Here is a 13616-nt window from a genome sequence, read left to right as displayed (position 1 = left end):
AAGGACTGAAAACAATTACACAAGGGCTGTGGGTCGGCCTGCCTGTTGGTGAAAGACCGGAAGCCAGTTTCTTTAAATTGCCAGTGCTTTAAAATGGCATGGGAACATATTTAAAAGAGGTGAACAATCTGATGAAACTTAAACGGCTTTTTACCTTTTTGAGTGGCATTTTTTGCGCTTTACTGTTGATGTGCTGCAACGACCATTTAGGTTCCAGCCCCGATCCGGCCGTTTTGCGGATTTATCTGGTTACCAACCCTGCAGACACAACCATTCAGATTGGCTTCGATTCGCTCACAGTAACCACGAAAGACGATTTCTCTCTTACCATCAGTCAAATGAAAGTTTATTCGCAAGAAGGCATTTATGCCAAGTTGTTCAGTAGTTTTAGCGGATATAAGGATGAAGAGACGGAATACAACCTTTTAGAACGGCAGAGCGGTTCATTTATTCCTCAAAAAATTGTGGAAAGCCATATACCGCCCAATCAATATCAAAGAATTGAGTTCGTTGTTTATCCTCCGGACGAGGTTACCATTCACGGGCTTACATTCCCCATCGACATTCCAGAAGGCTATAAACCTTTGATCACCATGGAATGCCCGTTTATTGCGGATGAGAATGAAGAGCACAATATTTACATACAATTTAATGCGTTCAAATCTATTAAGCGGTGGCGCGATACCTATATTTTTACGCCAAGTTTTGAGCTTATAAATAAATAGGAATGGTTGGAAGTATGAAAAAAAATAACAAATTATACAAAATTGCCATTCTGTTAATCGGCCTGTTTCTGGCCGTCTGTTGTACCTATTCCACCAAACCGAAAGATCCAAATAAATTACCCAATACAACGGTGGCCAATATACCTGTGGACGGAGATACCATCAACGCCTATGTAACCATTCATTGGGACGGCGAAGATTCGGATGGCTACGTTACTTCTTACAAATACCGCTACATTACCTACCACCTGACAAAAGGGGATACGGTTGTAACAGACTGGGTAACCACCAACTTAACAAGCAAGACCATTGCATTTGAATCTTCGGACGAATTGAACTTTCAGCATTTTGAAGTAAAAGCAATTGACAACGAGGGCGGCGAAGACCCCACTCCGGCGGTAAAAGAATTTTACACGGTAAAAGCTTATAGTCCGGAAACGTATATCGTTTCGCCCCAGGAAAATCAGGATCTGTTTATTTTGCCTCAGACAACAGACTGGTGGACGGGGATTAAGGTTGTTTTTGGTTCCAAAGATAGAGATGGCGAGGTGGTTGAATACGGCTACCGGGTAGATGGCCAGGGAGACTGGACATGGCTTGAAGATACAATGGCGGTATTAACGCCCGATGAATTTGCTCTGCCTCTCACCGGAACACACGTCATTGAAGTGGTGGCAAAAGATAACACGGGAATTGTAGACCCTACACCCGCCACCGTGCAGATCGTGTTGTTTGAACCTACTTTTGACAAAAACATTCTGATAATCGATGAAACGAAAGAAGGAGACCAGACGCCGGGATTTACGACCGACGCTCAGGTCGATAGCTTTTATAACGAGCTTTTTAATCCTGATACGACGATTGACTATTTTACCAGCGGCCTGCCTCCCAAACACATCCTGGGGCGTTACAAATTATTAATATGGCATTCGGACTATAATTTTGATCGGCACAATATCGGTAACGAAAAAGATTACATTATCGAATATCTGCAAGCGGGCGGTAAACTGGTTCTTTCTGGCTGGCGCATTATTAAATCTTTTGACCTGGGCGCCAGTTTCCCCCAAGTGTATGAGTCTGAATCGTTTTTGAGCGAGTATCTCCATGTGGTGGGCGCCAATGAAAGCCCTTCGGTGGATGGCGCCTTTGCCTGGGCGCGAGGTCGAAATGGATATCCGGACATTCATCTGAATAAGGAGATTCGTGCCATAAACGATTTTCCCTATTTCGGCGGTTTGACCAACGTAAACATTATTACGCCCGGAGCATTTACGCGCGTCATCTATCGCTTTCAGTGCAAGGAAACCACCAGCGACAACATCCGCAGTGTCTTCCAGGATCGCCCCTGTGCCATCCGCTATCTGGGGTCATCGTTTGACATCATTCTGTTCGGGTTTCCGATCCTGTACATAAATCCTGACGAGGCAAAACTAATGGCCAATAAAATTTTAGAAGATTTGTTGTGAACTTAGGAAGAGGGCATACCATTGAAAGAATCCAGAAATATTTTATGGTCAATCTTAATATTGTGTTTGATGGTTTTTTACGCGCATGCCGGAACAACCGGTAAAATTGCCGGAATTGTGATCGACAAGGAAACCGGGGAACCCCTTGCCGGTGTAAATGTATTTATTCCGGGCATGAATCTGGGAGCTTCGACCAATATAAACGGCGAATATTACATCATTCAGGTGCCGCCCGGCATTTACACCATTAAAGCCTCCATGATCGGATATGCCACAGAAGTAAAGAAAAATGTGGAAGTGCGGGTAGATTTAACAACTAAAGTTGTCTTTAAGTTGACCAAAACCATTCTCGAAGGAGAAGAAATCGTAACCATTGCAGAGCGCCCCTTAATTCAAAGAGATTTAACTTCCAGTAAACGCTCTTCCTCAAAAGCAGAAATTGAAAACATTCCCGCCGCCGAGAACGCAATGGATGTCCTTTCGGTTATTCCTGGCGCAATAGTGGCTACCGTTAATCCTGTTTTGAATGTGGGCGGCGGCCACACGCTAAAAGCGCAGGATGAAAACATCAAAAACATTCACATCCGCGGCGGCGGAGGCGGTGAAGTTTTATTTCAGGTCGATGGCATGCCGGTCAACCACCCCATCTTTGGCGGACACAGTGTATTAAATATTGATATTAAATCTGTGGAAGAAATAGAAGTGCTCACCGGCGGATTCAGCGCGGAATACGGTGAAGCGCAGTCCGGCGTGATCAATGTCATCACGCGCGAGGGCGGCGAACATTACCAGGCCGATTTTACTCTGAAACACGATGACTTTTTGCCCGTGACGCTTAATAATTCGGAAGGATATGAGTACGGCTCATTTTATCTGGAAGGCCCGGAACCTTTAACTTCTAAATGGTTACCGGAGCTGGGACTTAAATTTTTGTCCAACACTTACCTGTTCGTATCCGGTAGTTTTAAACGCACCAATACGCAGTTTAACAATCACAGAACAAGGCAGGTAAAACGATTATTGGGCTTTTTTAATGTAAAAGACAAACAATACAATGAATACACGTTTAATATAAAAATATCGCACCATTTTTCGCCGACCAAACGTCTGATCTTAAATTACCAGCGAAATGACTCCTGGTGGTCAAACTTTGACTGGGGAGGTAAAAATATTCCCGATTCGCTGGGCGATGCCAAATCGACCAATAATTATTTCGTGCTCTCTTTTAAAAATACCATTAGCCGGAGTACCTTTTTTAATGTACACGTAAGTTATCTGCAGGTTCGTTATCACTATTCTTTATACGGTAAAACGCCCGATGCCTTCTGGCGTTGGGTTTACAATGATAAAACAAAAAATTGGGTTTACAGAGGGGCCAATTTTTTTGAAGATTTAAATCACGACGGATTTGTGGAAATCGGTCAGGATACGGATTACCGTAACGATCTTTCCAAAGTCTTGACTACAAAGTTTGATATCACTTCCCAGATTAATAGATCGAATCTGGTAAAAATGGGCATTGAATATCAGTATAAAGATTTACTGTACACCAACATTCAACAGGGCGGCTGGTATTTAACGCCGTATGGGCAATACGTTTTTAACGGTGCCGATTACGTTCCCCAGCCGCCGGGTCCCTTTCCCGAGTACGGATTGTTTCGCTGGTATTTCAAGGCCTTTCCCAGTCAGGGCGCATGGTATATTCAGGATAAACTGGAAAATTCGGGCTTGATTATTAATGCCGGTTTACGTTACGACTGGATCATGCCCGGCTCTTCGGTTGAAAAAGAGAGCTTCAGAGAACGCTGGGAACGCGTAACCGGCTTAAAGTTGAACTTAAGAAAGTTTAAAGGCTACTTTTCTCCGCGTCTGGGCATATCGTTCCCGGTTTCGGTTAAAACCGTGATGTACTTTTCGTATGGACATTTTCAGCAAATGCCCAGCAGCGACAATTTGTACCGCGATCCGTATTCCAATACCTTTTGCGGCAATCCCGATTTAGATCCGCAAAAAACGGTGGCCTATGAATTTGGATTTGCCCAACAAATAGGCAGCGATTTTGCCATCGATATAAAAGGATATTCCAAAGATATTTCTAATACGGTAGTAAATGGTCTGGTACAGCCGGAGAAAGGCCGTCCCATCTGGCTGGCGCAAAATATGGGATACGGGCGGGCGCGTGGTGTTGAAATTAATCTGAAAAAACGGTATTCGGGCTTTACCAGCGGTATTTTGACCTACACCTTGCAGTGGGCTAACGGCTATACCTCTTCCCCCTTCGAATTGTATCAGCGTTCGCAAACCAACCTGCCCTTGCCCATTCGCGAACACCGCCTGGACTGGGATAAACGACATCAGTTGTTATTACAATTCACGATTGATATTCCGAAGGATAAAGCGCTTCGTGTTTTCGGCCTTAAAATTCCGGGCAATTGGAGTTTAACCATCAACAGCTCGGCCAGTTCAGGCAATCCGTACACACCCGGAAGTACGGAAATTTACGTACCGCCAAATTCTAAAACCGCTCCTTTTATTGCCAATACCGATTTGCGCTTTAAAAAGAAGTGGAACATTGGCAAAATGCACGTGGGATTAACCCTGGATATTACCAACGTGTTTGATCGAAACAATGTGAATACTGGCTGGGGATTTAATCCCTGGACCGGTAAGCCCTATGTTTACGGCGACGTGAATAATCCGTTTCCATATTATTACACGTGGATGGAGATATTACGTTTAAGAGATCCGCGCATGTTTATGCCCGGAAGACGAATTGTTTTGGGATTAAATTTTGGATTTTAAAGTTGGTGGATTACTATGAAAAACATCATTTTTTGTACGAGCGTTCTGCTAATGGTTATGGCCGGCGCCGGGCTGGCGCAGGATGTTAATCCTACCATTGATTATAAAGTGCATAATGTGGGCGCCTTTCGACAGGTGGTTACAAACACGGGGGCTTTATGGCGGCAACAATCTCGTTACCCTGGATTGATCTATTGCGAATTTCCCCTGGGTTCCAGCGAAGAACATCTGGGAGAGGCGGGATTTGCCCTGGCGGCCATCGTGAAAGGCGATACCCTGGTTACCTCGTCGGACTCGTGGGATGAAGCCGATGAAATGTACCCGACCGATGCCCCGTGGGATACAATTTGGGTGGTAAAAAGAGGACAGCGGGTAGATATCGGCGATCCTGATGATCCTTATTGGCCAGATTACGTGGGCATTTCCGATCAGGATTTCGTGTGTAAATATTCGGACGATTTTTACACTAAAATCACCGGGCATCGTCCCATGCACATTGAATGTATTCAACGTTCCATGGTCTGGAGTTTCGCGCCCTTTAATGAATTTCTTATTTTACAATTCTGGATTACGAGTAAAGTGGATACGCTTGAGGAGGCCTATTTTGCCTGGTTTTGCGACGGCAACGTGGGCGAACGCCTTCCGGGCTGGGATTTTGCGCTGGATGATTTTTCCTGGTACGATGAAACAAAAGACGTGGCCTTTGCTCAGGACGCTGAAGGCGGCGTGGATGGCCTGGCCTATAGCCCCATCGCCTACAAAATTTTCCCTCCGGATAATGGCGGCCAGATAAAAACCACGTTTTTGTGGTACTCCGGCTGGGGAGAGATCGCCTCCAATCACCAGGAACTTTACCGCCGGCTCTCTTCGGGAGAGATTAAAAGAAACCAGGTCATCCCCGTGGGCAGTCAATTCTGGCTGACGAAAGGGCCTTACACCATTCTGCCCGGCGACACGTTGCTTTTTACGGTGGTTCAACTACTGGGCAATGGAGTAAAGGGAATCTATAAAAATTTAGAATTGGCCGAATGGTTGATTAATAAGAACTTTGCCGTCCCATCGCCTCCGCCCAATCCTCCCTTACAGGTGAAGGCGGATAATCACAAAGTCATTTTAACCTGGAAACCGGATGCGGAAAACTACCACGATCCCAATCGCGGAGATAATGTGGAGCATCCCTTTGAAGGTTATCGAATTTACAAAAGCCCGCAGGGTTATGGCGGCCCGTGGACCTTGCTGGCACAGTTTGATAAAGAAGATAATTTTTACGGTCCGAATACCGGCTTAAAACATGAGTTTATCGACGAAGGTCTGTTGAACAACTTTACCTATTATTATTCCGTTACTTCCTTCTCGCTGCCCGATACGGTTCTGGGGATTACGGAGCTGGAAAGCAGTTTGCAGGAGAATATCGTTGAGGTGAGCCCGGGCCCTGCGCCGCCCGAAACGGTGGGTAAGGTAGCCGTTGTCCCAAATCCCTATCTGGGAAATGAAGATTACACCAGTTACAACCCGCCATGGGAATCGCCGCCGCCGGGCCGGGTATGGATGGAGCAGGATCGTAAAGTTCAGTTCATCAATTTACCGCAACGGTGTACGATCCAAATTTTTACCCTGTCTGGAGAGCTGGTTAAGGTTTTAGAGCACAACGATCCCAAACGTGGTTATGAAGAGTGGAATCTGGTTTCGCAGGTGGGGCAGGCCATAGCCAGTGATGTTTATTTGTTTGTAGTTAAAGATTTGAACAACGGCAATGTACAGGTAGGGAAATTTGTGGTTATTAAGTAACGAGGGAATAGAATGTTAAAGAAAATGGCTTACGTGGTTTTGTTTACGCTGTTGTTAACTTCTGTGTTAACAGGTAGCGGATATAAACGGCCGGGAAGCACTTCGGCTCAGTTTTTAAAGATTGGTGTAAGCGCCCGGGCGGTGGCCGTTGGCGAAGCTTATACGGCCGTAACACAGGGCGCGGATGCCTTTTTTTACAATCCGGCTGCTTTGGCTCGTATTCCGTCTGTAGATGTTTTTGCTTCTTATTCTTCCTGGTTTGCTGGTATGAATTTTCAATCTCTGGCTGTTGCCAAAAATTTCGTTCGAAAGGGAGTGGGATGTCTCTCGTTTACCAGTTTGCAATCCGATGAGATGCAGGTGCGGACGCCGTTGAAGCCGGATGGCACGGGCGAAACGTTTTATGTGGGCAATTATCGCATGGGGCTGAGCTTTGCCAGGTTTTTGACCAATCATGCGGCTCTGGGGCTGGGCATTAACTATTTACACCTTAAAATGTGGAAATATGCCGTGCATTCCTTTTCCACAGATCTTGGCGTTCTCTTTATAACAGATTATCACGGCTTTCGCTTCGGAATGTCCATTGTTAACTTTGGGCCGGAAATAAAATTTCTGAAAGAGCAGTACGCCATTCCCACTAATTTTTCGTTCGGCGCTGCCATTGAGCCGATTCATACCGCTTTACATTTAATGACCCTCTCCTTTACGACCATCAAGTTAACCGACGCCGAGCAAAAAGTTCGGGTGGGCGCCGAGTACGAATATAAACGCACCTTTGCCCTGCGCGCCGGCTACAAATTTGGGCTTGACGAAGAACAATGGGCGCTGGGCTGCGGGCTTAAAATGAACATCGCAGGATTCAATCTTAAAATGGATTACGCTTTTTCAAGTTATGGTATCATTGGCTATCGAAATTTATTAACTTTAGGATTATCGTTTTGATTACTGCCAGAAAAGAAAAACAAAACTGCATGGAGAGTAGGCCAATGGCTGCAAAATTACAATTGAAACTGAAGGAGAGAAAATGGGAAACAACCTTTTGCGTAAGTTGAAAATAAAAACTCTGTTTTTAATGGTCGGATTATTGGGCGCGGCTCCTTTAATGGCTCAGCCAGGCGTGGATGACTATGCCTACCGGCGCTGTATTGTTTATCATTCTGATCAAACGCAGTGCAAACATTTGCCGCCCGATGTCTCTTTTATCGTCTTTCTGAATAATTCCGACAGCGTTCTTTTAACCGATCAGTGCCCGCGCTGGACGCCCGGTGTGCCGAATATTAACGGCGACGGCATGATCGGCGTTGAACTGGGTAATTTTACGAATCCGCAAATTGCGGTAAACGATTCGTTTACCATTATTTTCAGTTGTAATGCCAGCGGTGAACAGGGAAGAGATAAAGATCGCATTGATGAGTTGCCCTATAGTGGTTTGAATGTGTTTTTACAAACTTCTCCGGATGATTATCTGGCGCCCGTGCAGGGCATAAAAGCCGTGGCAGAGGGCAACACTACGCGCATCACCTGGAAAATGAAAGAAGACTTAACATATCTTGTTTATCGTAGAGACCTTAATGATCTTTTGAGCGACGGCCGGGCGCGCTACCAGTATTATAAAATAGCCGAGGTGCAAAACGATTCTGTCTATCTTGATGCTACCCCTGAATCCGATCGCCTTTTCGGCTACATGGTTCTGGCCAGAGATTCCGCAGGTTTGTTAAGCGCCCGCAGTCAAGAAGTTGTTGCCATGCAGCCGCTTGACATCATTTCCGTTATTCCTCGTAATACTTCCGTAGAAATCCATTTCAGAGGCGAGAACCAGGTAAGTAATCGCGACATTGTGGGCTACAATGTGTATCGTAGAGAGGCAGGGGGAACATTTCCCTCGCAGCCAACCGCCTCCCTCGGCATTGGCGATACCTGCTTTACCGATACGCGGCTTGAACCGAATACCACCTATTATTACGCAATCCGCAGCCGTGATTTGCATGGCAATGAACTGAGCGGCTCAGACGAATTTTCGGCCACCACAGACAACATGCCTCAGAAATATGTAAAATTTGCCACCCTGGACGTGTTGGTGGTGCTTTACACAAATACCAGCGGCGGAGATATTTTGCCCGAAGACATCCCAAAAATTAAAAAAATGATTGAATTGGGCCGCTTATTCTACTGGCGGAATTCCGGTCTGAAAATGAATTTAAATATTTCGTATCTAATTATAGACGACTATCTTGATTCGAATCCCAATGATTATAGTTTAACGCAATTAGAAAACGATCTTCATGCCCGCGGCGTGCAAGATTTACAATACGATGCCATTTTTCGCATTTCTTCGGGCACTTCCGGTTTCTGGAGTTACGGTACGCCGTCGTGGAATTTTATGGGGCCAGCCAATTCCACCGGATTTTCGCATGTGTGCTGGGCGGCGGCTAAAGGTCTTAAATCCGTGCCATATCCCACCCATGATCCGGATATCACGTGCAGTTTGCCCTGGCTTTTTGTTCATGAATTTCAGCACGCCGTTGATGACATTTACAACGATAATGGAAATCCTGAAATGTACCATGGCGATCTGCCGTATCAATTTCCGGTCGCCTGCGGAGAAGAGTATGACTTTCAGGCAAAGATCTATCGTACCTTTCAAAACTGGCTGGCATTAGAAGGATATCGCGGACAAATTTACGAGGCAAACGATATCGATAATGATGAGATTCCTGACAATGATTTGCGAGTGCCATTAGACGAGGTGCGTTTTTATAGCGATTCCTTGCAAAAGGACAGTGATAACGACGGCATGTCGGATTATCAGGAAATAATTGCCGGTAATTTCCAGGGGGCAAATCCCCGGGAAAATGATACCGATTACGATGGTATTGCAGACAATGACGACTATTATCCTTTATATCCGGTGCACGAATTTATTCCTCAATTTTCGCCTGTTTTAAACGGAACGATCGAAGAAGGCTGGCATCTGCTGCTGGATAAAATGAATTTCTCTGTCACGACATTCAACTGTAAAATTTATTTAAGCTGGGATGAAAACAATTTGTACATCGGTTTTGATATGAACCAGTACGCCATTCCCACGGTATTTATTGACGGCAACGCCAATGGCTGGTGGCACGGAAGAGAAAATTACCGCATCAGCTTTTATCCCAATACTGGTGCCATCCGCGAAGCGCGCGTCCTCGATTGTACGGATGAAGCGATTCAATACCACGAAAGTCTGGGCGGAGGCGGCCCCATGTGGGACGATGATCCTAAATATTATAACCACTTTGGAAGAATTATTCAGCCGTCTGATTTTCAAATCTTCTGCAAAACGACTACAACCGGATATTTTGTGGAAATGGTCGTTCCTAAAAACGATCGATCCGGCTTAAAGTTTATAGAGGGCGATTCCATTGGTCTGCGTTTTTTGTTCGAAAATGTCCAGTCGTCCTGGGATAACTGGGCCACGGCCTTTGAACCCTATTCATTTGTAAATGTAAAATTGGTGGACGCAACTTCTATTGAACAAAAAATAGCGACAGAACCAGCCACTGCCTTTACTTTAATGCAGAATTTTCCGAATCCCTTTAATCCTTCGACGGTTATTCGATATTCATTGCCCCAAAATTCCAGCGTAAAAATCACGGTGTTTAATGCATTGGGCCAGGTGGTAAAAAAACTGGTCAATGCCTCTGAACAAAATGCTGGCGTTTATCAGGTTCGCTGGGATGGCACGGATCAGTCCGGAAAACAGGCGCCCAACGGCGTTTATTTTTACCAGATGGAAACAGATGAAATCAAAATCACACGCAAGATGCTGCTTTTGAAATAAAAATGGTGAGGCGGCGCAAATTTAACTTTTGCCGGAATTTTGTAATGTGTTAAAAAATATGAGGGAAGTATGAAAATTTTAAGTGTGGCGTTGCTTTTGTTAATAATGATTCATTTCAATTCCTGCTTCGGGCAAAAAGAGCGCCCCTTCTTATCGAATTTGTCGGCAACAAAAGATACTCCTCTGTACACAACCTATGCTGCGGCCATGGAGCGTTCTGAGTTCATCCTCGACCAGGGCTTTCATTTCAAGTTTTATGATCCGGAAAAAGGGCTTGATTTTACAACCGATAAGGCCGGCGATTGGTGCCTGGCCTTTAAAAACGATACCAATTTTGTTTACCGGTTAAAAGATATGTTTAAACCGCCAGTCATTACGCTTTCTTATCCGGATATGGTTCAATATGAATATTATCCTTTAAAAGGTGTAAAGGTAAATGTTGCGTTTTTGGTTTACAGCTCTCGACTGGCCATTCAGGATATTACTTTGACTAATGCCGGCGCCTCTGCAGCGGAATTTACACTTTATCCTTTTCTGAGAAATGATTACCGCGTGTTTAACGAGGTTGGCTTTAATCAGGAAAAAAAGACCATTACATTTACCCACGAAGAACTGCCAGATAGCTGGACATTAGCGCACAACATTCCTTATGTGGATAAAGTGTATGATTTCTTTTTAATTTCTGATGCGCCTGACCAGATGAAAAGCTTTTATGGATTTAAAGGTGAAAATGTCGATATTCCGCTTCAGGTGGATTTACAGAAAAAACAAAAGTATCTGGTTTGGGGGAAAATGATGCATGCGCCTGACAAACGCTGTACGCATCAAAACCCCGGCCCCAAAATGATGGTTATATTGAACAACGACCGCAGCAAACTGCTCACCGAAAGGGCAGCGCGCTGGGGAAACAGCGATCCTAATATTTCACCGTACGGTTATTTCGGAATAGAATTGGGCAATTTTGCAGGATTAAAAAACGGCGATGAATACACCATCCGAATATTTTGCCCCCAAAGCGGAGAAATCGCCCTGGTCAAAGGTAAGGTGGAGCAATTACAGGATCAAAGTTCGAAAAGACAGGACGGTTTTTTCAAGAAAAACGACTTACCTCCCATGCCGTCTAATTTCAGGAAAATAGTAAGTGAAACCGGCTCAGAGATACATTTGTATTGGGATCAGGCAAAAGGCATGCGCTACAACGTTTACCGGCGAGATTACGGTCAGGACGCCGTTTATAAATTAATAGCCCAAAATTTAAACCGCGCTTCCTATGCGGATAAAAATCTCAAAGATGGTTCAATTTACGGCTATGTTGTTACAGCTATCGATAGGCAAAATCGAATGAGTATGCCAACACATGAATTAACCAATATTTCTGGAAGCGACTTTTTAGCAGACGTAAAAAAAGAGGGACAGATTAAAACGAACGCCAGAGATTTTGCGCGGATTGTTTCCTTTCAAAAACAAATCAAATTAAACAAAGGCGAAAAGAAACGTATCCGCATCATACGCGGTTTTGCCAGGGATGAAAAAGACAGAAAAAAAATCTACCATCTGGCTTTGTCGTTGATGAAAGAAAAGCTGGATCAATATCGGGCTGCCAATGAACAATTATTTGCCGGGGTTCCTCCCTTGCCAATGGAAGATAATGACCTACAATTGCTTTATTGGAGCGCGTTTAATATGATGCGTCAGGTGTTTTTGCCTCCTGAAGGAAAGTGCAACTATAATTACTATGTTTTTTCTCGCGAACCAACCTGGGGCTGGGGACACGGCGGTCAGGTTTTCCACGAAAGCCTGACCATGGTGGCTTATGCTTTATTGGATCCACGCAGCGCCATGGATTCGCAGCGCATCTACAGCGAACGGCAATACGATAATGGATATATCAATTACCGAACGGGGCCTTACCTGGATGAAATTATAAAATATAACGGCGAATTGACAACTTCGGCACCCTGGTATGCCTGGCAAAACTGGGAAGTTTATAAAATTACGCAAGATAAACAATTTCTTAAAGAGATGTATGAGTCCAGCAAAAGATTTTATAATTTTTATGTTTCCAATCGTGATAAAGACCAGGACGGTTTGTGTGAATGGGGAGGTCATGCCGTGCTGGAATGCGTACGCGACGGATTGGTTGCCGTGTGGGATCAGGTCGGCTGGCCGTCGAATTTTGAAGCGTTAGATCTCAATTGTATGCTGGTTAAAGAAGCCAACTCTTTGGCCGCCATGGCCGCTGAATTGGGCTACCAGGATGAAGCGCAAAGCTGGAAAGAACAGGCGGACAAAAGAGCGGAGCTTATCAACAAAACGTTCTGGGATGATGAAACGGGCTTCTATTACCATGTCGATAAAAAAGACCATGACTTTACATTTAAAACGAAAGACGATCTAAAACGCCAGGAAATAATCGGGTTTTTACCGATGTGGGCCGGGATTGCAAGCGAGGAGCAGGCGGCAAAACTGGTAAAGGCGCTTACCGATACTTCCAAATTCTGGCGAAAATATGGCGTGCCTTCGCTTGCCGCCGATGACCCATATTACAATCCCAAAGGATACTGGAACGGCCCGGTATGGGTGGAATGGAATTATTTGATTATGGACGGTTTAATTCAATATGGCTACAAAAAGATAGCCAGAGAGCTGGTTGAACGCAATGCCAGAAATATGATCGCCTGTTTGAAAAAAGATCATAATTTATGGGAATTTTACAGTCCCGATGAACAGTGGGGCGGCTACCACAAAACGTATATCTGGGCCGGAATCATAAACAGGATGCTGCTCGATGTTGCCGGGTTTTAAAATATTTCGGCGGGCTGGATTTGATGCAGGAAGAGAGAAAAAAAATCGCTAAAAGGTTGTCGAGGAATCTGTTCGAATAGAAAAGTTAAATCGCCAGTTAAATGGCGATATCCATATTGGTTAGAGTAAATTTAGAGTTCTGCAAAATGTAAATTTTAGTGTCATTTCGAGGAGCGGAGCGACGAGAAATCTTTTGTTTTTGTTGAA

General features: G+C 44.7%; 7 protein-coding genes. All 7 read left to right on the top strand.

Translation table 11 applies throughout. The annotated features are described in order from the left end of the window. Nucleotides 1–131 precede the first annotated feature (131 nt). Nucleotides 132–725, top strand: coding sequence for a DUF4382 domain-containing protein (locus Cabys_RS13110; protein WP_006926551.1), 594 nt, complete (start codon nucleotides 132–134; stop codon nucleotides 723–725). A 14-nt stretch (nucleotides 726–739) separates the two neighbouring features. After that, a complete protein-coding gene (locus Cabys_RS13105) occupies nucleotides 740–2191 on the top strand; it encodes a hypothetical protein (protein ID WP_006926550.1) in 1452 nt (483 codons plus the stop codon). Nucleotides 2192–2212: 21 nt separating this feature from the next. Beyond that, nucleotides 2213–4993 carry a TonB-dependent receptor gene (locus tag Cabys_RS13100; protein ID WP_006926549.1) on the top strand — a complete coding sequence of 927 codons (2781 nt, stop codon included), beginning with the start codon at nucleotides 2213–2215 and terminating at the stop codon, nucleotides 4991–4993. 15 nt (nucleotides 4994–5008) lie between these two features. After that, nucleotides 5009–6781, top strand: a complete 1773-nt coding sequence (locus tag Cabys_RS13095; RefSeq protein WP_006926548.1) for a hypothetical protein — start codon at nucleotides 5009–5011, stop codon at nucleotides 6779–6781. A gap of 12 nt (nucleotides 6782–6793) precedes the next feature. Beyond that, complete coding sequence (locus tag Cabys_RS13090; RefSeq protein ID WP_006926547.1) at nucleotides 6794–7723, top strand: PorV/PorQ family protein; 930 nt, start codon at nucleotides 6794–6796, stop codon at nucleotides 7721–7723. Between the two features lie 82 nt (nucleotides 7724–7805). Further along, nucleotides 7806–10604, top strand: coding sequence for a FlgD immunoglobulin-like domain containing protein (locus Cabys_RS13085; protein ID WP_006926546.1), 2799 nt, complete (start codon nucleotides 7806–7808; stop codon nucleotides 10602–10604). Nucleotides 10605–10673: 69 nt separating this feature from the next. Then, entirely contained in the window at nucleotides 10674–13409 is a 2736-nt protein-coding gene (locus Cabys_RS13080) for an amylo-alpha-1,6-glucosidase (protein ID WP_006926543.1), read from the top strand. Nucleotides 13410–13616 lie beyond the last annotated feature (207 nt).

Origin of the sequence: Caldithrix abyssi DSM 13497 (genome assembly GCF_001886815.1) — a bacterium.
Classification (GTDB): Bacteria; Calditrichota; Calditrichia; order Calditrichales; family Calditrichaceae; genus Caldithrix; species Caldithrix abyssi.
This window is presented reverse-complemented; position numbering and strand designations above follow the sequence as displayed.